Origin of the sequence: Rhizobium sp. LjRoot98 (assembly GCF_964252935.1) — a bacterium.
Lineage (GTDB): Bacteria > Pseudomonadota > Alphaproteobacteria > Rhizobiales > Rhizobiaceae > Pararhizobium.
This window is the reverse complement of record NZ_CAXUPW020000001.1, coordinates 354,536-373,387: the sequence shown is the minus strand read 5'-3', so window position 1 is coordinate 373,387 and position 18,852 is coordinate 354,536. Positions and strand designations below refer to the sequence as shown.

20 protein-coding genes are annotated in these 18,852 nt (G+C 64.3%); 1 reads left to right on the top strand and 19 read right to left on the bottom strand.

What is annotated here, in order from left to right:
- Positions 1-2: 2 nt before the first annotated feature.
- From ACSQ3J_RS01815 to ACSQ3J_RS01805, 3 genes are all read right to left on the bottom strand, one after another.
- On the bottom strand, positions 3-437 hold the full coding sequence (locus ACSQ3J_RS01815; RefSeq protein ID WP_127966056.1) for a CopG family transcriptional regulator: 435 nt from the start codon (positions 435-437) through the stop codon (positions 3-5).
- 12 nt (positions 438-449) lie between these two features.
- On the bottom strand, positions 450-2,441 hold the full coding sequence (locus ACSQ3J_RS01810) for a conjugal transfer protein TraG (protein WP_127966055.1): 1,992 nt from the start codon (positions 2,439-2,441) through the stop codon (positions 450-452).
- A 117-nt stretch (positions 2,442-2,558) separates the two neighbouring features.
- The gene (locus ACSQ3J_RS01805) at positions 2,559-2,858 is read right to left on the bottom strand and encodes a DNA -binding domain-containing protein (RefSeq protein ID WP_127966054.1); all 300 of its coding nucleotides are present in this window, start codon (positions 2,856-2,858) and stop codon (positions 2,559-2,561) included.
- Positions 2,859-3,064: 206 nt separating this feature from the next.
- On the opposite strand from ACSQ3J_RS01805, the gene ACSQ3J_RS01800 reads away from it, so the two are divergent.
- Positions 3,065-3,286 carry a helix-turn-helix domain-containing protein gene (locus tag ACSQ3J_RS01800; RefSeq protein ID WP_127966053.1) on the top strand — a complete coding sequence of 74 codons (222 nt, stop codon included), beginning with the start codon at positions 3,065-3,067 and terminating at the stop codon, positions 3,284-3,286.
- Here ACSQ3J_RS01800 and ACSQ3J_RS01795 read toward each other — a convergent pair.
- The 16 genes from ACSQ3J_RS01795 to ACSQ3J_RS01720 form a co-directional block, all read right to left on the bottom strand.
- A complete protein-coding gene (locus ACSQ3J_RS01795) occupies positions 3,269-4,159 on the bottom strand; it encodes a LysR family transcriptional regulator (RefSeq protein WP_127966052.1) in 891 nt (296 codons plus the stop codon). The two genes, ACSQ3J_RS01800 and ACSQ3J_RS01795, sit on opposite strands and share 18 nt — an antisense overlap.
- Before the next feature lie 183 nt (positions 4,160-4,342).
- Positions 4,343-5,752, bottom strand: coding sequence for an efflux transporter outer membrane subunit (locus ACSQ3J_RS01790; RefSeq protein ID WP_164876625.1), 1,410 nt, complete (start codon positions 5,750-5,752; stop codon positions 4,343-4,345).
- 3 nt (positions 5,753-5,755) lie between these two features.
- Positions 5,756-6,877, bottom strand: coding sequence for an ABC transporter permease (locus ACSQ3J_RS01785; RefSeq protein ID WP_164876624.1), 1,122 nt, complete (start codon positions 6,875-6,877; stop codon positions 5,756-5,758).
- On the bottom strand, positions 6,877-8,004 hold the full coding sequence (locus tag ACSQ3J_RS01780; protein ID WP_127966051.1) for an ABC transporter permease: 1,128 nt from the start codon (positions 8,002-8,004) through the stop codon (positions 6,877-6,879). Before ACSQ3J_RS01780 ends, ACSQ3J_RS01785 begins: the two co-directional genes overlap by 1 nt.
- Positions 8,001-9,728 carry an ATP-binding cassette domain-containing protein gene (locus tag ACSQ3J_RS01775; RefSeq protein WP_127966050.1) on the bottom strand — a complete coding sequence of 576 codons (1,728 nt, stop codon included), beginning with the start codon at positions 9,726-9,728 and terminating at the stop codon, positions 8,001-8,003. The genes ACSQ3J_RS01780 and ACSQ3J_RS01775 overlap by 4 nt, the downstream gene beginning before the upstream one ends.
- A complete protein-coding gene (gene hlyD / locus ACSQ3J_RS01770; RefSeq protein ID WP_436038578.1) occupies positions 9,725-10,738 on the bottom strand; it encodes a secretion protein HlyD in 1,014 nt (337 codons plus the stop codon). Before hlyD ends, ACSQ3J_RS01775 begins: the two co-directional genes overlap by 4 nt.
- Positions 10,738-11,427, bottom strand: a complete 690-nt coding sequence (locus ACSQ3J_RS01765; protein WP_436038577.1) for a CerR family C-terminal domain-containing protein — start codon at positions 11,425-11,427, stop codon at positions 10,738-10,740. The genes hlyD and ACSQ3J_RS01765 overlap by 1 nt, the downstream gene beginning before the upstream one ends.
- Before the next feature lie 191 nt (positions 11,428-11,618).
- Positions 11,619-12,797: a DUF3363 domain-containing protein gene (locus tag ACSQ3J_RS01760; RefSeq protein WP_371414566.1), complete on the bottom strand. Its 1,179-nt coding sequence runs from the start codon at positions 12,795-12,797 to the stop codon at positions 11,619-11,621.
- 1,168 nt (positions 12,798-13,965) lie between these two features.
- Positions 13,966-14,892: a lytic transglycosylase domain-containing protein gene (locus tag ACSQ3J_RS01755; RefSeq protein WP_436038576.1), complete on the bottom strand. Its 927-nt coding sequence runs from the start codon at positions 14,890-14,892 to the stop codon at positions 13,966-13,968.
- 4 nt (positions 14,893-14,896) lie between these two features.
- Entirely contained in the window at positions 14,897-15,232 is a 336-nt protein-coding gene (locus ACSQ3J_RS01750) for a DUF736 domain-containing protein (RefSeq protein WP_436038575.1), read from the bottom strand.
- 68 nt (positions 15,233-15,300) lie between these two features.
- Complete coding sequence (locus ACSQ3J_RS01745) at positions 15,301-15,858, bottom strand: S26 family signal peptidase (RefSeq protein ID WP_436038574.1); 558 nt, start codon at positions 15,856-15,858, stop codon at positions 15,301-15,303.
- Positions 15,855-16,376, bottom strand: a complete 522-nt coding sequence (locus ACSQ3J_RS01740) for a DUF2840 domain-containing protein (protein WP_436038572.1) — start codon at positions 16,374-16,376, stop codon at positions 15,855-15,857. The genes ACSQ3J_RS01745 and ACSQ3J_RS01740 overlap by 4 nt, the downstream gene beginning before the upstream one ends.
- On the bottom strand, positions 16,373-16,627 hold the full coding sequence (locus ACSQ3J_RS01735) for a hypothetical protein (RefSeq protein WP_436038571.1): 255 nt from the start codon (positions 16,625-16,627) through the stop codon (positions 16,373-16,375). Before ACSQ3J_RS01735 ends, ACSQ3J_RS01740 begins: the two co-directional genes overlap by 4 nt.
- On the bottom strand, positions 16,624-17,277 hold the full coding sequence (gene parA / locus ACSQ3J_RS01730) for a ParA family partition ATPase (protein WP_436038570.1): 654 nt from the start codon (positions 17,275-17,277) through the stop codon (positions 16,624-16,626). The genes ACSQ3J_RS01735 and parA overlap by 4 nt, the downstream gene beginning before the upstream one ends.
- Entirely contained in the window at positions 17,274-18,425 is a 1,152-nt protein-coding gene (locus ACSQ3J_RS01725; RefSeq protein WP_436038569.1) for a replication initiator protein A, read from the bottom strand. The genes parA and ACSQ3J_RS01725 overlap by 4 nt, the downstream gene beginning before the upstream one ends.
- Entirely contained in the window at positions 18,426-18,695 is a 270-nt protein-coding gene (locus ACSQ3J_RS01720; RefSeq protein WP_436038568.1) for a helix-turn-helix transcriptional regulator, read from the bottom strand.
- Positions 18,696-18,852: the final 157 nt, after the last annotated feature.

Sequence of the window (18,852 nt, the reverse complement as noted above, 5' to 3'; positions counted from 1 at the left end):
TCCTATTGCGTATCGCTACTATTTCGTGCTGCGTCGATGTCCCGCGACAGCTCCTTCAGAAATCGATCGCCGGTCGCCAGCCGCCGCCCGAGCGATTGCAGGAAGCCGTCGAATCGCTCCGCGCCCTTCGCCCGTGCCGACGCCTGCGCGCTGTCGGGCAAAGGTGGCGTCACGGTCAGCCAGAAGCGGATGAACAGCGAGAGCGTATCCCCGAGAATGGCCAGATCCTCGTCCAGTCCTTCGACCTGTCGGCCGAGCTTGTCCATGCGGCGAGCGAAGACCGCCTCCAGCCGTTCGGACGCGTCGGCGGACAAGAAGGACGCGACCGCCGCTTCGATCACGGCTGATTTGGACACGTTGCGGCGCAGCGCCAACGCCTCGACCTTCTTCAGAAGGTCTGGCTCGAAATAGACATTCATGCGGGATTTGGTCTGCATGGCGACGGCTCCTTACAGTTCGATGCCGTCGGACGGGTCCATCGTCGCCTGGCGTGCGACGGACCTGACCTGCTGGCGGATGGTGCGGGCCTTGGCGGCGTCCACGTCCGGCTCGTCGTCGAGCACATCGAACTCGCGGACCACCGGATGTGCGTCGGGCACGATCTCCTCATGCTCGGGCAGTTCCGGCTCGCGGCGGATACCTGCATTGGCGGGATCGGTCGCGGCGGCGTCGTGCGTTGGCGGCGCGGATGGTGCGGTGGGCGTTGGTGTCGTCAGGGCCGACCAGTCGTCACCCGATGGCGCTTTCGAGGCTTTGGCCCCGGTGGACAGGTCCGGCGGCGGCAGCAGCCGCTCCTTGAAGCGCGCGTCTTCGTAGTAGCGCGCCTTCCTCGCCCGGATTGGCGGCACGCCCGCGACCAGCAGCAGTTCGTCGGTCGGTGGAAGCTGCATCACCTCGCCGGGGGTCAGAAGTGGCCGGGCCGTCTCCTGCCGCGAGACCATGAGATGGCCGAGCCAGGGCGATAGCCTGTGGCCGGCATAGTTGGTGGAATCACGCATCTCGGTCGCGGTGCCCAGCGAGTCCGACACGCGCTTGGCGGTGCGCTCGTCATTGGTAGCGAAGGCAACGCGGACATGGCAATTGTCGAGCACCGAATTGTTCGCGCCATAGGCTTTCTCGATCTGGTTCAGCGACTGCGCAATCAGGAAACTCTTGATGCCGTAGCCGGCCATGAAGGCCAGCGCGGACTCGAAGAAGTCGAGCCGCCCCAGCGCCGGAAACTCGTCCAGCATCAACAGCAGCCGATGGCGATTGGCGGCGTTCAACTCCTCGGTCAGCCGTCGCCCGACCTGATTGAGGATCAGGCGGATGAGCGGTTTGGTGCGGGCGATATCGGAAGGCGGCACGACGAGGTAGAGGCTGACGGGCCGGTTGCCCGCGACCAGATCGGCGATGCGCCAGTCGCAGCGCGCCGTCACCTTCGCCACCACGGGATCGCGGTAGAGACCGAGGAACGACATGGCGGTGGACAGTACGCCCGATCGCTCGTTGTCGGATTTGTTGAGCAACTCGCGGGCCGACGAGGCGATGACGGGATGCACGCCGACCTCGCCCAGATGCGGCGTAGACATCATGGCGCGCAGCGTCGCCTCCATGGGACGTTTCGGATCGGAGAGGAAGTTGGCGACCCCGGCCAGCGTCTTGTCGGGTTCGGCATAGAGGACATGCAGGATCACGCCGACCAGCAGCGAGTGGCTGGTCTTCTCCCAATGGTTCCGCTTGTCGAGCGCGCCTTCGGGATCGACCAGGATGTCGGCGATGTTCTGGACGTCGCGGACCTCCCAGTCGCCGCGCCGGACCTCCAGCAGCGGATTGTAGGCGGAGGATTTGGCATCCGTCGGATCGAACAGCAGCACGCGGCCATGCCCGGCGCGGAATCCCGCCGTCAGGCCCCAGTTCTCGCCCTTGATATCATGGACGATGACGCTGCCCGGCCAGGTCAGCAATGTCGGCACGACAAGGCCGACGCCCTTGCCGGAACGGGTCGGCGCGAAGCACAGCACATGCTCCGGCCCATCGTGGCGGAGATAGTCGCGGTCCAGCCTGCCCAGCACCACGCCATCCGGGCCGAGCAATCCGGCCGCCTTCACCTCCTCGGCCGAGGCCCAACGCGCCGAACCGTAGGTGGCGACGTTCTTGGCCTCACGCGCGCGGATGATCGACAGGGTGATGGCGACGGCGATGGAGAGGAAACCGCCCGAAGCCGCGATGATCGCTCCTTCGACGAAGATCGCGGGCGCATAGGCATCGTAGGAGTACCACCACCAGAAAAAGGCCGGCGGATAGTAGAACGGCCAGCCGCCCAGCTCGAACCATGGTGTGCCAAGCTGCCCCTGAAATCCGAGCCTCCACGCCGTCCACTCGGTCGCGCCCCAGATCGCCGCCAGCACGATGACGACGACGATGGTGATCTGGCCCCAGAGGACACGGCTTCCCGACATACAGGCTCCAATCGGCAAAAGAGGCGGAGCCGATCAGAGAATAGGCGGTTTCACGATAGGCAACAGGAAAGAACAGCGAGCGTGCTGCCGGATACCATGGCGTAGAAATCGGACGGGTCAGTGCCGTGTGTTGCGGGCTTCTTCGACGGCTTGTTCCAGAATGCGCCGGTAGCCGATTTTCGTCATCCACTGCGCTCGGGCGAGATGGCTTTCCCAGCACGTCCGCGTTCGGTCTTGCTCTGCCAGCGGATCACGATGCAGCACGATCCGCGCCACCTCCATCCAGTCCGCGCCATCGGTCTCGGCATCCAGCAGGCGCAGATAGGTGACGAAATGCGCCTCGTCGTAGAGGGTTATGTCCGGCTCCATCGGAGCCAAATCATCGACATGGGGATCGAGTTCGGGTTTGACGCGCATCTGCGGCCTCCTTCCGGCACCGCGGCTCGGATTGATAATTACCTCACTTTTGCTTCTCAGGTGAGACCGTTGATGTCTGGCGGTGTAGTTCCGCCAAGCATTCAACCGCCCCGATAGTCGAAGCTATCCGGTAAATATCACATCGCGCAACGAATCGGAATTATCGTTCCTGGAACGATCATTCCTACTCAGGCTCCGCTCACGTCATGGATCTCAAAGAGGTCATGGCGGTCAATCTGCGTCGGATACGTCATGGCAAGCAACTGACGCAGGAGGAACTGGCGGATCGCTCCGGCCTGAGCGCGCGCTATATCGGGGCGATCGAGCGTGCCGACGTGTCGGCTAGCGTTACGGTTCTCGGGCAGATTGCCGACGCCTTGAGCGTGGAACCGGGCGAGCTTCTAAAATCGTCAGCCGGATCGCGCTGACCTGCCCATCTCGGCTGCGAGGTCGAGGAGGTTCCTGAGCGCTGGGCTGCGATTGTGCGGGGACCAGACGGCAGAAAACGCAAAAGGTTCGAACTCGTCGAGGATCGGCAGAAACGTCACGCTGGGCACGTGCAGAAGCATTGTCGCCTCGCCGGCAATGGTGACACCATAACCTTGCGCGACCATCGACAGCAGCGTGCTGCGCTCAACGTCGAAACGCAGGATCGACAGGTCCGGCGAACTGCCAGCGAAGCGCATGACGATGTGGTCATGCACCTGTGGCCCGCTGCCGCCTTCACGAACTATGAAGGTGTCGCCTGCCAGATCGGCCCAGGTCACGCCCACGCCATCGGCGAGCGGATGGCGCGAGGGCAGCGCGGCCAGAAGCCGTTCGCTCCATATCCTCCGTGCATGACAGTCGGGAAACTCGGGCGAGCCCGCCACGAACGTCAGGTCCAGTCTGTTGGCCCGAAGCCGCATGACGCTATCGCGGGCGCTGCCTTCGGCGATCTCGACCTCTATGCCAGGATATTGCTCCCGGTAGCGTTCGATCAGCATGGCGAGAAAGCTGCCGGGGATGAGGGCATGGATACCTACGCGCAGCCGGCCGTGCTCTCCGCGCGCCACCATTCCAGCCGTCCTGACTGCGTGGTCGAGCTGGTCGATGCCGGTCGTCACCCGCTCGACGAAATGCCGGCCGGCTTCCGTCAGCCGCACACCGCGCGCGTGGCGCTCGAACAGCTGGACGCCAAGGTCTTCTTCCAGCGCCTTTACGCGCGCGCTGACACTGGACTGGCTGACGCCCATGGCATTCGCCGCATGGCGGAAGTTCAGATACTCGGCAACGGCGAGCGTTTGAAGAAGAGATGTCATCGGAATTCGACCGCCCAGCAGTTGAGGTGGCTGGTTTACAGCCGCACTCTTGGGTTGGCGGTCGATTATTGGTGCCGAACGCCGCCGCCGCATCGCTCTACCCGCGCTCGGTCGTTCGGCGGCAACCTTCGCGCCGGATGGCGGAAACGCGATAAACCTGTGATCGTAAGAGTGGCAGACCGATCATGCGATGACGGCCTCCCACCCACCCCCTAGCGCCTTGTAGAGAGCGACAACGGCCATCAACTCACCGACGCGGGCATCAAGGCTCGCGCGCTCCGCAACGCTGTATGCGGATTGTGCGTTCAGCAAGATGGTCAGGGCGTCCTCGCCAGCATGGTAGCGCTGTCGCGCAAGATCGACCGCGACGGCCGCCTGTGCTGTTGCTCCATCCGCTTTCTGACGCATGCTTCGCGCTGCGGCATACCGATTGAGCGCTGTTTCACTGTCGGTAAGCGCACCCGTCACGGTCCGCTCGTAGCGCACTAGCGCCGCTTCGGCGCGGGCATCGGCAGCTCGAATCTGCGCCCGGATGCGTCCCATGGAGAATATGGGCCAGTGCAGGCTAGGCCCAATCTGAAATCGTGTGCTCGTCCCCGAGGCGAGATCACCCGCGTTCTGCGCTTGCTGACCAATCGAACCAATGAGCGACAGTCGCGGGAAGAGATCGGCCGTCGCCACGCCAACGTCGGCGGTGAAGGCCGCCAATTCGCGCTCCGCCTGACGGATATCCGGGCGTCGCCTCAGAAGCTCCGATGGCAGCCCAGCCGTGACCTGTGATGGATCAGATGGAAGCGGTCCAGGGCTCAACAGCCGGAGCGCGGTCGCTCCCGGTGCTTGACCAGTTAGCAAGGACAAACGGTAGGCTGCCGCGTGCGCGTCCGCCTCGATGCCGTCAAGACTTATGCTTGTCGCCTTCGCCTGGGTATCGGCACGGGCAAAGTCGAAGAGCGATGCCTCACCGGATCGGAATCGTTCTTCGACCAGGGTTGCAATGCCTTGCTGCGCGTCGGCGTCCGCGCGCGCAATCACCAGCCGAGTTTGGGCGCTGCGTAGATCGACATAGCTTCGGACGACCTCGGCGATCACCTGTAGGATGACGCCGTGCCGCGCTTCCCGCATGGCCTCTGCACGTGCGTCGGCCGCCTCGACGCTACGCCGTGCGCGGCCCCACAGGTCGATTTCCCACGACGCATCAAATCCGAGATCGAAAAGGGAAAATCGAGGATCCAACCCCGGAACGCTGGCGACCGGCAACTGACCGTTTTCGCTGACCCGGTTCTCGGTGGCCGCGCCGGTGAATGCTACATCTGGGCCGGCACGGCCGCGTGCGGCGTCACGCAATGCGCGAGCCTCGCGTAGGCGCGCTTCGGCCTCTCTAACATCGTGGTTGTTCCTTACTGCCAGCTCAACGAGTTCGACGAGTTGCGGATCGTCGAACGAATGCCACCAGTCGTCATCTATTGGATGCGGATTTGCAGCGGACATCCAGCCGGGCGCTACCGCCGGGCGCAGTTCGACATTGCTTGGTCCGACAGTGCAGGCAGCGACGCTCATAGATGCAAGCAATGCGGGAAACGGTGATCGTTGCATGGGCTACTCCATCCGCGCGCGGAATAGAATCGCCGAGACGGTCAGCGTGACGGACGCGATAACCGCCAGCGGCCAAGTGTTGGCGAGAATGACCGCCGCCGGCATGTTCTTGAGAAACACGCCCTCGGAGACGACGAGAAAATGCCGACAGGGATTGGCGTAGGCGATGACCTGTAGCCAGCCGGGCATGTTGTCGACGGGAGTGGCGAATCCAGACAGCAGGATGAGCGGCACCGTCACCAGAAACATGCCGAGGAAGGCTTGTTGCTGGGTTTGCGACAACGTGGATACCAGCATCCCGACGCCGATCAGCGAAACCAGATAGAAGAACAGAGAGAAATAGAACGCGGTCACGGAGCCGGTAAGCGGCACTCCGAAGACCGTTGGGATAAGGATCATGTAGAGCGTGGCATTGAAAAAGCCGATCAGCAGAGGCGGCGCCATCTTGCCGATCAGGATTTCGTGGACCCTCAAAGGTGAGACCATGAGCTGATCGAAAGTGCCTAGCTCCCGCTCTCGCGCGACGGACTGCGCTGTGATCGACAAGGTGCCGGTTGCGCCCAGGGTCACAAGCAATGCAGGCATCACGAACCAGAGGTAGATCAGCGCGGGATTGAACCAGTTGGTGACGACAGTTCGGGAAGTCGGCTGGACTGCAATTGCGGCGGGACGGGCTTCCGCAGCAACCTGGCCAACGATCTGTTGCAGGTATGAGGAAACGATCTGCGATGCGTTCGAGCGACGCCCGTCGAGGATGATCTGGACCTCTCCAGTCTGTCCGCTCTCGATAGCCGCGCTGAAGCGGGAATCGAAATTCAAAACGGCGATGACCTGCTGATTGTTGATTGCCTCCCGCATGTCGGCAGGCGATGCGAGCGGCACGACGCGACCGACGTTAGGGCTGCCCGCTACTCTTGAAACAACTTCATGGCTCCAGATGCCGGAATCGCGGTCGAGGACGCCTACGTCGAAGTTGCGCACTTCCAGCGTCGCCGCGAAACCGAACAGGACGAGTTGAAGCAAGGGGGGTGCAATAAGGGTGATACGGGCTTTGGGATCGCGAAAGACCGCCCATAGTTCCTTGACGATGATCGCCGAAAGACGCGCGAAACTGGAGGAACCCATCAGGCAATCCTCCGTCTCGTCACCCGAAAAGCGAGGCCGAAGAACAGCAGACCGAAACCCAGCATCGCCAGAATGCTGCGAATGAACATGGGCCAGAGATCGCCCACGACGAACACGCTGGTCAGGGGCGGGATGAAGTAGCGAGCGGGGACTGCATAGGTTATCCCTTGAAGGATTTTCGGCATTGAGCCGATCTCGAATAGAAATCCCGACAGCAGCAGACCCGGCATGAAGGCCGTCAGCAGCGCAACCTGGCTGGCTACAAACTGATTCTTCGTCGCCGCCGAAATGAGCAATCCTTGGCCCAACGCTGGCATGAGGAAGGCCGCACCGAGCGCATACAGGCCGATAATCGACCCCCTGAACGGCACGCCGAACAGGAAGACGGCCACGACGACGCAGAGCGTCATGGAGCCCAGCCCGAGCACGAAATAGGGGATGATCTTCGTCGCCAGGAATTCGCCCATGCTGATGGGCGTCGCCATCAATGCTTCGAGGGTGCCGCGCTCCCATTCCCGCGCGACGACGAGCGCGGTCAGAAGCGTCCCGATCATTGTCATCACAATGCTGATCGAGCCCGGAATGAGGGCGAAACGACTTTCGAGACCGGGATTGAACCAGAACCGGGGCAAAGGAACGATCGAGGGAGGCAATCGCACGCCACGCTCCAATGCGCGGCCTTCTGCCCAGGTGGCTCGCACACCTTCGGCATAGGCGGCAACGAAGGCGGCCGTGTTCGGCAACGAGCCATCGGTGATGACTTGGACCGGCGCGTCGCTCCCGGCTGCGATCCTTTGGCCGAAATCACTCGGAATGACCACGATACCCCGGGTGCGTCCCGCGATCAGCTCATCCTTTAGCGAAGTCACGTCGCGCCGAGCTTCAACCTCGAACCACCGGGATGATCGGTAGGCACCCGCCAGGCTGGCCGCTGCTTCACTGGAGTCCTGAACAGCCAGGCCAATTCGCGTCCTAGCCGTATCGAGAGACACGCCGTAACCAAACAGGAAGAGCAGGAGCAGCGGCAGCACAAAGGCGATCAGCATGGTAGAGGGGTCGCGAAGAATCTGTAGCGACTCCTTGCGAAGCAGCGCGGCGAAGCGTCGAGCGTCGAAGCGATCGGTCATGCGGCCTTCCGCTTCCGATCCGAGTCCTCGATCAGTGCGATGAAGGCATCCTCCATCGTCAGGTCCGTGCCACCGCCGATTTCAGCCGCGCGGGTCTTGAGGTCTTCGGGCGTGCCTTCGGCGATCTCCTGTGCGCGATAGATCAACGCTATTCGGTCGCAATACTCCGCCTCTTCCATGAAGTGGGTAGTGACGAGCACCGTCACGCCGCGTTGCACGAGCCCGTTGATGTGTAGCCAGAACTCGCGGCGGGTGATGGGGTCCACGCCTGATGTCGGCTCATCCAGGAAAAGCACCGGCGGTTGATGAAGCACGGCGCAGGCAAGGGAGAGCCGCTGCTTGAAGCCCAGCGGCAACGTCCCGCTGTTCACCGGCAGATGCCGTTCAAGCTGAAAAATATCGACGACGCGCGCCACCGCCTCCGACCGTGCGCGTCGATCCAGGCCATAGGCTCCTGCGAAGAAGTCCAGATTCTGTTTGACGCTGAGATCGCCATACAAGGAGAATTTCTGCGCCATGTAGCCTAGCGACTGACGTGCTTCCGCTCTAGCGCTGCGCAGATCATGGCCCGCAACGCGACCGTCGCCCGCTGTCGGCGTGAGAAGGCCGCAAAGCATCTTGAAGGTCGTGGACTTGCCGGCACCGTTCGGCCCAAGGAGGCCGAATATCTGCCCCTCCGGCACGGAGAAGGTGATGTCGCCCGCCGCCGTAAACGTTCCAAACTTCTTGGTAAGTCCTCGCGCCTCGATCGCCGGTGCGTCAGACTTTTCGATGGGCCGATATCCTGCCGCGAGTTGGCTGGCTCCTCTCGGCCCACCGCCGAGGATGTCAATGAACGCATCCTCAAACCGCGGCTGCACGGCTTCGATCCGGTCGCCGCGCGACAGTCCGAGCAGTTCGAGGGACGGTGCAGCAACGCCTTCATCCATGAGCACACGAATGGACGCGCCCTGGATGGTGGCGTCCCTTACTTCATCTCGAAGAACAAGGCTGGCGAGCAGAGACCGCCGGCTTTCGGTCGGACCAAATAGGCGATACGTCCGTCCAGCGACGCGGGATGTCAGTTGCTTCGGCGGTCCACTGAACAGCAACTTGCCTTCGTTCAGCAGAAATACCGTATCGCATTTCTCGGCTTCGTCGAGATAGGCGGTGGACCAGACGACACCCATGCCTTCAGTCGTGAGCTGGCGAACCATGGCCCATAGTTCGCGCCTGGCCACGGGGTCGACGCCAACGCCGGGCTCGTCAAGCAGCAGCACCCGAGGGGGCCGCACCAGCGCGCAGGCGAGGCCCAGCTTCTGCTTCATGCCGCCCGAGAGTTGGCCAGCCAATCGAGGCCGAAATCGCTCCAGATCGGTGAAAGACAGAAGTTGAGAAAACCGCTCTGCGCGCTCCCCTGGGGGTAAGCCGCGAAGATCGGCGTAGAGCGACAGATTCTCGATGACGGATAGGTCTTCGTAGAGTCCGAAGCGTTGCGGCATATAGCCTAGTGCTGACCTGTCGGCCGCGACAGCGGGCTCGCCAAGAAGGGTGACTTCCCCTTCATCCGGGTCGAGTAATCCGGCGAGCAGACGGATCAGAGTCGTTTTACCCGCGCCGTCAGGACCGACCAAGCCTGTCATCAGGCCGGCCATCACCTCGATGTTCACGGCATCGAGCGCTGGAGCCGCATTGGCCTCGAAGCGCTTGGTGACACGAACAGCGCGAGCGACTACCTCCGTCATTTCACTGACCCTGCCGCTGGTTCCGAGCTCTGTTCGAGCCTCACGGTTGCGGGTTGACCTTGACGGAGACTGTCATCGGGATCGGTGACGTTGATCCGCAGCCGATAGACAAGATCGGCCCGCAGTTGCTCGGTCTGGACGGTCCTTGGCGTGAATTCAGCGGTTGGTGAGATGAAGCCGATGACACCACGATAGGCTTTGGGATTACCGTCGGTGGTCACGAGCACGGTCATGCCGGGAGCGATCCGGCCGAGGTCAGGTTCGGCGACGTAGGCGCGCACCCGGATCGGCCGGTTGATGGTGAGCGTGAAGATGGTTGCGCCGGATTGGACGATGGCTCCGGGTTCGGCAGCTCGCGTAAGGATTGTGCCCGCGTCCGGCGACTGAAGCGTCGTATCGGCCAAGCTGGTTCTGGCCCTGTCGCGTTCCGCTATTGCTGCCGCGAGCTGCGCCTCCGCAGCCGCTATGTCTTCGATGCGTGAGCCAGCGCGAAGCAGCGATAATGCTTCCTCCGCCGCCCGAAGCTGAGCCTCGGCGGCGCGGTATTCAGCCTCGGCGGCCTCGAAAACGGATTGGGACACAGCGCCCGTAGCGACCAGCGCTCGGCGGCGCTCGTAGGCTTCGCGAGTCCGCACCATGTCAGCCCTTCGGACGGCGACCGCAGCCTCCGCCTGGGCGATCTCCTGAGGTCGATTTCCGCTGCGCCGCTTGTCGAGTTCAGCCTGAGCGGCAGCGACTTGCGCTTCCGCCCCCGTCAGCGCGTCGATGAAAGGCTGGCGGTCGAGCTGTGCCAGCGTTGCCATCGCGTCGACCGAAGCTCCTTCATCAACCGGCATCTCGGCAATGCGTCCTCCGACGCGGAATCCGAGATTCACCTGACGAATATCGACATTGCCATAGAGAACCAGCCCCTCGTCGGGCTTGTCCCAAAGGCCGAACCCACGGGTGTAGATTGCCGCGCCAGCAGCGCAGGCGATGATGACCACCAGGATGATGATGCGCCGGGACACTATCGCGTCCCCACAATCGGAGAAACAGGCGCAATGGACGCGACAAGTTCGACCGCCAGAGCCTCAATCGCCGCTAGGCCCTTGTCGTCTATCGCTTCCCAATCGAGCGTCGAGAGGACTGCGGCATTCGCCATCCTAAACACGAGGACGCTTCCGACCAGAGAGACGGTTCTGAGACGTACGTGTTGGGAGGCGGGATCTTCGTCGAGCAGAATTCCGACCAGATGGTGACATATTTGAAGAAGCGGCCCCATTACGCCGTCGTAGAGCTGACGGAAGGCCGCAGTGGGCTGCGACTGCTCGCGAATAATGAAGAGCGCCCAAGGCTCGGAGCGGCTGCTGGCGAATAGCGCCGCCATCCGCTGAATGATCTTGCACAGCAGGCGACGCGCCTCGTCCGTGCTGAGTGGCGCTGTCCCCGAGCGGGCCGCTTCGACACGGGCGAAGACGAGGCTTCGCAGCGGGGCGATGTGATCGTTTATGCCGTCCGCGATGGAGGCGGCCGTAGCAAGGTATAGACCTTCCTTGCTGCCGAAGTAGTAGGCAATTGCTTGTTGGTTTCCTCCGGCCCCCTCGGAAAGCATCCGTGTCGTCGCGGCATCAAAACCGACACGCCCGAAAACGTCGATGGCTGCGATAAGCAGTTTCTCGCGAGTTTGATCGCCGCGCTCGATCCTTCGTCCCGACATGAGGCCCGTGCTCCATCCTTCATCCTGGGAGCCGGAAGCCGCCCATCCGCTTGCTCGCGGCGCTTGCTGACCCCTATCCCACGGCCAGCTTTAGCGCCGGTAAGATATTAAATCAATCACATGATTTAGTTTGGTTTAGTTAATCGACGACGCTGCGTGCGCTGCGTTGCCAGCACGTCGCCCGAACAGGACTACAGTCCCAATTGCATCTTCCGCCCGAGCTGCCACGACACCGATCGGCCCTGCACGACACCCATCACCTCGCGGCCGAGCTGGCGGTCGATGACCGGCCGCCACGGGACCAGCGTGAACTCGTGGCTCTTCTCGACGATGGCGAACTTGCCGCTGGCGAGCTGGACCGTCCCGGTGAAGGTGCCGCTGACCGTCTCGCCGTCGCCGGCCGCACGGAACGGTATCGGCTTTGTCGCCGTCAACTCCGCCCCGGCGCGCGCCACCTCGCGCGCCTCCAGCGTGGTGAGCAGATCGCGACGATAGAGAACGCGACCGTTCTGCTGGCGAGTGGCGTCACCCTGTTCGACCAAGCGCTCGCGGCGGCGGCCCATAGCCTCGCTCACGTCCTGCCCGAACCCCGCTTGCGCAATATCGGAAGGACCGCGCCCGACCAGCTTCCGGTCGAGCCAGGTCGCCCCGTCCGCCATGATCTGTTTCTCCAGATCGAAGGTCGAGAGAACACGGATATTGAGCTGGCGACCTCGGCCCGCATCATGGGCAGCGGCGCGCGCCTCGAAGTCCTGCGGGATGCGCCACTGGTCGGCGTCGATTCGCTCGGCGATGCCGGCGCGGCGCAGCGCCTCCAGGCGGCGAACATGGGCATCGACGAAGCCATCATAGTCGCTGCCGGGCACGCGACCATTGAACCGGGCCTGCTCCAGATGGCGGCTGGGCCGGTAGATGCCATCTTCGACCATGCTGGCGATCGTGCGGTCGGACGGGCGCGATCCGGCGTCGGTCGCGCCGATCTCGATAACGCTGCCGATGCGGACATCCGCGACCTTCGCCTGATCGACGCCGGAGATGTGATGTGTGCGGCCGTCGGTGCCGTCGATCACAAGCGTCAAGTTCTCACCCAGCTCGTCGGAGAGGTGTTTGTCGATGACGCGGCCAACGACCGGCGTTGCGGGCGCAGTGTCGTAAATCTGGAAACTTATCGGATCGCGGTCATGGCCCTCGGCTCGCATCGCCTTCTGCATGGTACGCACGATGTCGCCGCGCTCGCCCAGGTCGCGCAGGGTCGACTCCAGGCGATCACCAAGTTCCCAGACGCCCGGTGACTGTTCGGTTGCGAGGCCCATCTTCTCCAGCTTGCCAAGACGGCGCAGCCGGAGCGTCCGATCCTCCTGGCCTCGCATGTTCTCCGGCGCATGGCGCAGGTCGAGCCGTCCATCCTCGGCGGCCTCGTTCACCATCGCCCGGTCGATGCGGGTGAAGCGGTCCTGGTCGATCTCGGCGGTCAGCTTGCGGCGCTGCTCGATCTCGGTGACGGGGCCGAGTTCCAGCGTCGCCAGTTCGCTCGCCCGTTCGCGGACGCCGTTGGCGAGATAGTCGCCGTTGATGACCAGATCCTCGCCCATATCGTCGCGTCCGTTGACGATGACATGGACATGAGGATGGCCGGTGTTGAAGTGGTTGACCGCGACCCAATCCAGCTTCGTACCGAGATCGGCTTCGACGCGGGCCATCAGGTCACGGGTGTGACCGGTCAGGTCTTCGATGTCGGCGGCGTCTTCAGGCGAGACGATGAAGCGGAACTGGTGGCGATCGTCCTTGCCGCGATCGAGGAAAGCATCGCCATCGGCGCGACCTTCGGTCGCCGAATAGAGCCGGCCGCGCTCGCCATCGCGCGAGGTGCCGTCGCGCTGGATGTAACGCAGATGGGCGGCGGCCTTGCCGCTCTTGCCAGCCGCACGGACGGAACGCGACTTGACGATGACGCGGCGGCTGCCAGCTTGGCGATGACTCCAGGCGTTCGACAGATTGCGGGATCGGACGAAGGCCGCGCCGCGCCCGCGCTTGACGCCCCGGCCGGAAGCGACCGCACCGTTCCGCCCTGGCTTGCCGCCACCTCCGACGCTGCCGCTTCGCGAGGTTCGACCGGAGTCCGCGCCATGCTGGCGGGCGATCTTCCTGACCTTGGTGAGGAAGCTCTTCGCCTGTCCGGCCTTCGACGCATCGGAGCGGATGCGGCCGGGCTTCGGGCGGAAGCGGTTGTCGTCGTCGGCGCTCATCGGCGGCAACCCGCCCGAAAGCGCCGGTTTCTGGGGAGAGTGCCGCCGAAAACGCGGCGTCTGCTGGAATTGTGGCAACAGGCGGCACCATGGTGCCCGGATGACGGTGCCGTCCCAAACAGTGTGCAGACAAAGGCTTGCCCCCCGGATCGGACCCATGGGGTGCCGTCCGCTTTAATCTTGCCCTCCCGCCTTCCTACCTCTTCTGCCCGTCCTGACCCTGTTTCAGCCTGACCCCACCCAGACAAGTTGCACACTGAAATGGACCGCCGGGGATGCCGCCGCACCATGCTCATCGCGGCCCTCCCGTTTCCGCGCGGGCAACAAACAGACCGCCCGACTGCGGCGCGATTGCCGAGAGATCGGGCACCGGCGTTGCATCCGGAGTGTCGTCGGATCGCGCGACGGGTGGCACAGGATCGACAGACGACGTGCGATCGGCCTGCGCGACGAACAGCGGCGCGCGGGTCCAGGACCGGGGATCGGCCGACACGACGGCGACCGGCGCGTTGATCGCGCGGCCGCCGATCTGCGGTGCGAGGGTGGCGACATAGGCGCGCGTTTCCGCTGGCAACGGACGGCCCGCGAGATGCTCTTCGTATCGACCGGGACCGGCATTGTAGGCGGCCAGAAACCCCGGCGATCCGTAGCGGTCATGCAACTCGCGCAGATACGCCGCGCCTGCCAGAATGTTGTCGCGCGGATCGTAGGGATCGCCGCCGAGTCGATGCCGAGTGCGCAGATCGGCCCAGGTCGGCGGCATGATCTGCATCAGACCCATCGCACCCTTCGGCGAGATCGCCCGCACATCATTGGCGCTCTCGACGCGCATGACGGCCCTGATCCACGCTGCCGGGATGCCGAAGCGCTGCGCCGCCTCGGCGATATGCGCGGCATGAGGATCGGCCTGGGATTGGCGCTGCACCGGCTCCGGTTGCGCCTGACAGGGCAACGGCATCGTGGCGGCGAGCACAATGGAGAGCAGAAGGACCGCCGATCTGACGGGCATTCTGTCTCCGCACCGACGCCAGCCTGCCAGCGTGCTCGCTGCGGTCAAGGGTTCGCGCAAAGCGCGGATCTTCGATCGCCCTGGACCTTCGCTGCGCGCGCCGGCCGACGGATCGTCGAGCGGGACGAAGGGATGAGACGGCCTGTTCGCGAACAAAGGGATGGGGCTTGTTCGCACAATCCCGCACGCGATCCTGATGATCGATTGCATGGCGTCACTCCCGCTCGCCGCGCTTGACCGGGCGCGTCCAATGCAGCGACCAGGCGGCCCCGCCGTCATCGTCGCGGAACAGATTGGCGCGGATCGGTTGCGGCAATGCGGGATCGTCGATCAGCAGCGAGACGTAGTCACCGGCCTTCTCGCCGGTGCGTTTCCAGCCCGCGCCGATCACCGGCCCGTCGTCGCCGCCGTGATGGATGCGATAGTCCGGCGCGTTCTCGGCATCGGACGGCTCGGTCGGGACGATGGTGAGTTCGCGATAGAGGGTGAGCGTGTGGACGCGCCCGACGAACCCCGTCGTCTCGCGCGTGAACTGGCTGATCTGCGGCATGGTAATTTCCTCGATGCTGGTGGTGGGGCGAAAGCCGGCGCGCGCCATGCCCGCCGGAATCGGGACGGTCAGCGCGTCGCTGCTGCGGCTTTGGCGCGCCAGACGAAGCGGCCGTCGCCAGCTTCATCGGTGTAGATCGGCGTCGCGCGACCGATGACGGCGCTGACCGGAATCGGGCCGAAATAGCGGCCGTCCAGACTGTCGCGGACATCGGCGTTCATCAGGAAGATCTCGTCACCGCCGATGCGGCGGCAACCGTTCCACACCGGCAGTTCCCGGCCCAAGCGGTCGCGGTCGAGCGCCGTGCCGAGTTCCACGCCATCGGCCGTGATCGTGCGGCGGACGCGGCAGACTTCCTGCCCCGGCAGTCCCATGACGCGCTTCAACAGTGGCACGCCGCGGCCGATATAGCCGCGCTCCACCATAAAGTCGGCGAGTGGTTCGGGCGGATCGACCGCGACCAGATCGGTGAGGGTCAGATCGCCAGGCGGGTCGATATCGTAGAGACCGATCGGCGCACTGGCGGAGACGTTCCAGACCAGCCGGGTCGGCGTCGGGATGAAGGACGCAATGGCGACGCCCATGATCGAGAAATACGTCACCATCACATAGCCGAAGCGGGTCATGGTGCGACGCTCCGGCGCAGAAGGAACGCCCGGTGCTGGTCGGCGGTGTAGGCGCGCGGCTCGTGACTGGCGGTCAGACGGTTATGGACGTGCCGCCAATGGTCGGGCGAAACATCCTCGGGATCGATGCCGATCGCCTGGATGGCGTCGATGTGGCGGAGCACCTGTTCGACCTTGGGCCAGCCTTCGATCTTGAGCAGGATGTCGCCACCGGGCCGCACGAAGGGCAGCGTCTGATAGGGTTCGTGCGGCTCCACGGCGCGCACGATGTCGATGCGGGAAATGATCGTGCCGAAGTCGTTCGACGCCCAGCGGACGAAGGCGAAGATCGCACCGGGCCGGAACGCGAAGATGCGCCGCCGCCGGTCGATGATGGTTTCCGCCGCGAGCGGACCGAAGCGAACCCAATGCTCGATCTTCTTTTCGATATGGATCAGTTCGACATGGGTGAGATTGTCGGAGGGATGCGCTGACGGCACGGGGCCGCCGCGCACGCGGGGAGCCGCGTTGCCGGTCATGGGGTATCTCCTTCGGTGGGTGGGAATTCGCGCGCGAGCAGCTCTCGCAGCATGTCGGCGACGGTGACGCCGCGCTGGAAGGCGACGATCTTGATCCGGCCGCGCAGCTCCGGCGTGATGTCGATCGTCAGCCGGGCGGTGAACGCAGCACCGTCGCCCGTGCGGGCCGGTGGCGGTTCGCTGGCCTTGATCCAGCTCTCGGGATCGCCGGGACGCGCCGCGAAACCGCGTTTCGGGGATCGCTCGCTCATGGCGCGATCTTTCCGATGTTGAGGCGGCCGATCTCGGTGGCCAGCGCCGCAATCTCGCGCGCGGCCGGACTGTCGGCGTCGATCTCCGAGGCCAGTCGGCCTGACTGCGCGGCGTCGGCGAAGACGACGCGCTGGCCGATGGTGGCGGCGAGCAAGGGCGGATCGTGATCGGCCAGCGTCTCGGCCGTCTCGCGGGCGATGACGGTGCGCGCGCCACAGCGATTGAGCACGAAGCGCGCGGCCAGCTCGGGCCGGTAAATGCGGGCTTCCGTCAGCAGCGCCAGCATCTCGGCGGAGGCCCAGCCGTCGAACGGCGACGGCTGCACCGGGATCAGCACTAGGTCGGCAGCGAGTAGTGCCGAGCGCATCAGGCCGGCGACGCGCGGCGGGCCGTCGATGACGATATGATCGACGTCGCGGGCCAGCTCGGGCGCTTCCCTGTGCAGCGTATCGCGGGCCAGGCCGACGACACCGAACAGCCTTGGGCAGCCTTCACGGGCGCGTTGCTGCGACCAGTCCAGCGCCGAGCCCTGCGGGTCCGCATCGATCAGAGTGACACGGCTGCCGGTCTTCGCCCACTCGCCGGCGAGATGCAGGGCCAGCGTGGTCTTGCCTACACCGCCCTTCTGATTGAGCAAGGCGACGATCATAGCCGCCCCCGGTTCGGGCGAATGATGGTTCGCGTGCTCGCGGAATCCTGAACCAGTCCACGTTTCGAGGCACCGTTGGCGGCACCGGCACCATGGCTCGCGCCCGCGCGCATCAAAGATAAAGAGTTAGATTCTTTATTAGACTCTAAGTTAGCAGTCGGATTCCGCGTTTCGGGCCAAAGGTTTAACTGCGGTCCGTGCGCCTGATGTGCCGATAGGGCTGCGCCTGATGTACCGATACCGTCTGCGCCTGATGTGCCGATGGCTTCCACAGCCTTATCCACAGGCACTGTGAATTGTTCGACGGGCCGGATTTGCAGGAGTTCGCGCCGTCCTTCACGCCAGATGTCGAGGCGGTATCCGGGCAGCGGCTGGCGGGCGGCGATGCGCCGGAGGTCCAGCGCGAAATCCGATATCCGCGCCAGGCTGCCGGACTTTTCGTGGAGATGGGCGATCTCGAACAGCCAGCCGTGCGGCTGGCGACCGGCATGTTTGCGAGCGACGCGATAGAGCCAGCGTTCGATGCCGCCGGTCAGGCGGAAGTAATCGGGGTCGATGGTCAGAACGAGCGAGCGGTTGACGACGCCATTGTAGAACCATTCGGGCAGGACGAACTCCATGCCCTCGACGCGGCCGTCATGGGTGGTCATCTCCTCCCATTCGTTGATCCAGGAGAACTGCCGCCGTCGCCAATGCACGCCGTTGCGGATGGTGGTGGCGATGACGGTCGATTGCAGGCGCGCCAGCGACGCCTTCAGCAACTGGTACTGGCGATTGCCGGTATCGCGGCCGATGCCGCGCAGGAGCTGGTACAGTGTGAAGCGGAAGAAGCGCGAGGTGCGCAGGCCGTGGTTCTCGGCCTCGACGATCTGGCTGGCCGCCCAGATCAGCACATCGGCATCCCAGATGGTCGCCATGCCGTGCTCGGGCATACCGAGCACCTGCACTTCGATATCGGCGGACTTGTAGAGGATGGGTTTGGTGCGCGGTGTCTTCGACAGCGAGAAGAACGGGCGCTCCATCAGGTCGCGCTGGTCGCGCGGGCTGGCGTCACCCGTCGCGACGACGAAGGGGTCGAGCCGCGCCCGCTCGCTGCCGGCAAGGCGCTGTGCGCGCCGTCCAGCGTCCGGGGATGGACCGCCCGACATTCAGCGTGCGCCCCGTTCGGCGGGCGTCAGGGGACGTGCCGGGAACACCCGGCCGGCATCCTGGTCGGTGGTGGATTTGCGGGCGGCGACCGCGGTCCAGGCTTGCAGATCCTCCAGCGCGTAGACGACGCGCCCGCCGATCTTGCGATAGGTCGGGCCGGTGCCATAGGTGCGGTGCTTCTCCAGCGTCCGCAGCGAGATGCCGAGAAAGCGGGCCGCATCGGGCGTGCGCAGGAATCGGGGCGGCAGCCCCGTCTTCGGGTCGATCATGATTGGACCTCCGGGTCGGGTTCGGCGGCTGTCGGCGGCGACAGCGGGCTATGGCGAACCGTGGCGGAGGATCGGCGGCTTGCAGCGTGCCGGAATCAGGGAGGTGTGAATCCGGCACCCGATGCCGGAAACAGAGGGGTGACGATCCGGCACCCCG